A 2,295-nucleotide genomic window follows, 5' to 3' on the forward strand; every position below is an offset into this window, starting at 1 on the left:
CTTGTAGGTTAGTCCGGAGGTGATCTCTGACGCTCCACGTCTCGCCATTGCCGTGAGAACGACACTGCCTCCCTTCTCACGGATGGCAAAGTATTTGTCATCTCCGGAAACGATGGTCACCACGTTCTGGTTGCCCACACCCTTGGTGATAGGGATGCTGTAAACGAACTGCACCTCATCCGACACGTTGCCCACGGTCACCGTAGCCACCGCCTTGACGCTGCAGCTCGCACCGGACGACGCCTTCACCAGGTTCTTCACGATCTGAAGCCCGTAATAGTTCGTAGTGCCCGCCTTGTAGGGGATGTACTTGAAATGCCCCGTCTCGCCGCCGAACGTGTTCGTGGAAACGTTGGATGTGAAGCTTATCAACACGTCATTGAAATACCACCTGATGGAAGAGGGCACCACAACCCCCTCAGCCACCCGTGAGGAGGTGAGAAGGAAGGAGAGCGTCGGCTTCATCGTGGTGAAGTCGGGGGCTATGTTTGTCGGAGCACCCGATTCACCATCATACTCTTGATAGAGGTCGCCTTTGTCGCACATAATCGCTGGCATGTAAACGCCAGACTTTTGCGAAAAGATTGCCCGACCTTACTCGCTACGCTCATCGGTCACCTCCTCCCCGTCTTTATCCATGAAACCCTCCGGAGTGGCGACCTCCACCGGATCTTCCACGCCGTCTATCTCACCCTTGGCCTGCTGCGGGGAAAGGCACACGCCCCAGACTACTGCCGCCCGGTCGAATACCGTATCGCCGGGAAAGCCTGCCACATCGGCCTGCCATAACAGCACATTGCCGTCGGCAGTGCTGTTGCGGATTCCTGCCACTCCCAGCTTGTCCGCAACCTCTCTCGTCACTTTGATATAAAATGCCATACTGCTATCGATTAATGGTTAAACATCCCTTTTCCTTGCCACTATAAACTTACCGCTGTCATCCGTCACGTACTTGCCGTCAGATGTCACCACCGCCGCATACGGGCCCTTGTCAATCACCTTCAGCTGTAGCATCATGCCGTCGGTGCATGGGATGGAGGGCGAGTACCCGGCAGCGGCCAGCACGTATGAGGAGGCGCCGGCCGCCTTCGTGTACCATTCGCACTCAAGGATGGCCTGGGGATTGGGGACAATCCCTGCCGTATCACGGATGACCGGTTTCGGGTATATCATCTTGGTTCCGTCTGCCACCTGCTGCGGAAATCCCTCCCAGTCAATCTCGATGCTGGGAATACGCCTGCGGATGGTGGTGGAGACATAGTCTATGTCACTGTCCGGCTTGGATGAAGGAGCACCGTCCTTCGAGTACGATGCTTTCACGACGTAGGTCTGTTCGTGGCCGATATAGTCCCGGTCTATGGTAAGCACGTTCTTTGTCAGTGATACGAACTCCCAGTCATTGTCGCCGTTACCGTCGGTAATCTGCTCCAGTGCGCCCGTATTCAGCTTCCGATAGAAGAAGAACTTGCACTTGTTGGTTGCTGTGACATCTACATCACCGACAAGCAGTCTGGCGGTGATGGCCTGCCTGGCAATGTCCCGACACGGGTTCCAATCAAGTGCCGACGGAGAGTCGACCATCAGCTTAGGCTGCGCCTCGCTGCCGTCAACGGCGCGGACAAGACGGCTGAAACGGTAGACATGCGTCTGTCCGGTACGCTTCGCATCGACATACTCGGCGTAGAACTCCAGTGTTACCGGACTGCCGGGAACGGCGTTCTTTTTCACTTGTATCTTACCCTTCTCGGCTCCGGTCTCGGTAATGACATAGCTCTTGTTGGCAGATGTAATCAATGTCCGTACACCGTTCAAGCGCTCGTACCACTTCATGTTGACCAATGACGCGTTGACCGCACCCACCTTGACCACCGCATCCGGGTCGGTGGCATTGCACCGGGGGAACAGCGTCAGGGGGGTAAGCGTGTAGTCCGGAGTGTACTCGGCCTTGTCAGCCTGGTACACCTGCACGTCCGGCACGCTGCCGACAACCTCTATCCCGCCGCTGGTCTGGAGAGGGCGGTAGTTGACCTCTATCTTCTTCTGTATAGTCTGCATAATTAGAAAGTTATATAATTCATTGTCTCATAATTGTTCTGCCCGTCACGCAGCAATACCCGTGCGATGAACTTGCACCCGGTCATGTTCATATAGTCGGGGCCGAGGTCGTTGACCGTCAGCGGCAGTGACTTGCCGGTTTCCGCGTGTGCGACCGCCCAGGCGTTGTCCTCGGTGACGTTGCCCGTATCGCGCGTCCACTCCACATCACTGTCAAGGATATGCGCCGTAACGTCACGG

General features: G+C 56.2%; 3 protein-coding genes and 1 pseudogene. All 4 read right to left on the reverse strand.

The genetic code is table 11. The annotated features are described in order from the left end of the window. Window positions 1-558, reverse strand: a pseudogene (locus ABUA47_RS23635) (hypothetical protein); the annotation flags it as partial. Window positions 559-594: 36 nt separating this feature from the next. After that, entirely contained in the window at window positions 595-879 is a 285-nt protein-coding gene (locus tag ABUA47_RS23640) for a hypothetical protein (RefSeq protein ID WP_120381821.1), read from the reverse strand. Between the two features lie 18 nt (window positions 880-897). After that, window positions 898-2,055, reverse strand: a complete 1,158-nt coding sequence (locus ABUA47_RS23645; protein ID WP_117720693.1) for a hypothetical protein — start codon at window positions 2,053-2,055, stop codon at window positions 898-900. Between the two features lie 2 nt (window positions 2,056-2,057). After that, the coding region (locus ABUA47_RS23650) for a hypothetical protein (protein WP_349832167.1) at window positions 2,058-2,295 on the reverse strand (238 nt) is incomplete at its 5' end.

The organism is Bacteroides sp. RTP31139st1_H2_RTP31139_211217 (genome assembly GCF_040227615.1).
Classification (GTDB): domain Bacteria; phylum Bacteroidota; class Bacteroidia; order Bacteroidales; family Bacteroidaceae; genus Bacteroides; species Bacteroides uniformis.